Source organism: Pedobacter nyackensis (assembly GCF_032678475.1).
GTDB classification, from domain to species: Bacteria; Bacteroidota; Bacteroidia; order Sphingobacteriales; family Sphingobacteriaceae; genus Pedobacter; species Pedobacter nyackensis_A.
In genome coordinates this window covers 1-612 of record NZ_JAVTSF010000022.1, presented here as the reverse complement: position 1 = coordinate 612, position 612 = coordinate 1, and the positions used below count along the sequence as shown (strand labels likewise).

Genomic DNA, 612 nt, shown 5'->3' with positions numbered 1-612 from the left:
GTACACCACTTAATGCTGCTGTTCCGCTGATCATTGCTGTGGTATTACCATCGTACTGCTTGTTGCTGATATTGATGCCGGTGATCGTAATTGATTTTGCCGTAATGCTTGCTGTTAAGCCTGCTGGCTGGGTTAAACTGTAATTTCCAGATGCACTGCCACTGATGCTGTAGCCGCTTATGGTTACTGATTTAGCTGTGCCCAGTCCTGCAGTTGCAAAAGTCCCTGTCGGAACACCGCCTAAAGTTACATTGGCTACATCGCCGGACAATACCCCGTTTAATGCCGCTGTTCCGCTGATCGTTGCTGTAACATTTCCGTCGTACTCCTTGTTACTGATATTGATGCCGGTAATCGTAATTGTTTTGGCTGTGATATCGGCTGTTAAGCCTGCTGGCTGTGTTAAACTGTAGTTACCCGAAGCACTACCACTGATACTGTAACCACTTACCGTTACTGGTTTACCTGTCTCTACTGAGGCATTGGCAAAAGTGGCTAATGGTGTACCACCAAGGGTAACACTGGCTGCATCGCCTGGCAATACCCCATTTAATGCTGCTGTTCCGCTGATCGTTGCTGTAGTATTACCGTCGTAGATTTTATCGGCAATGA

General features: G+C 47.1%; 1 protein-coding gene. It reads right to left on the bottom strand.

The annotated features are described in order from the left end of the window. Positions 1-612, bottom strand: a 612-nt coding sequence (locus R2Q84_RS25215; RefSeq protein ID WP_316819379.1) for a YDG domain-containing protein, incomplete at both ends; no start/stop codon positions are given.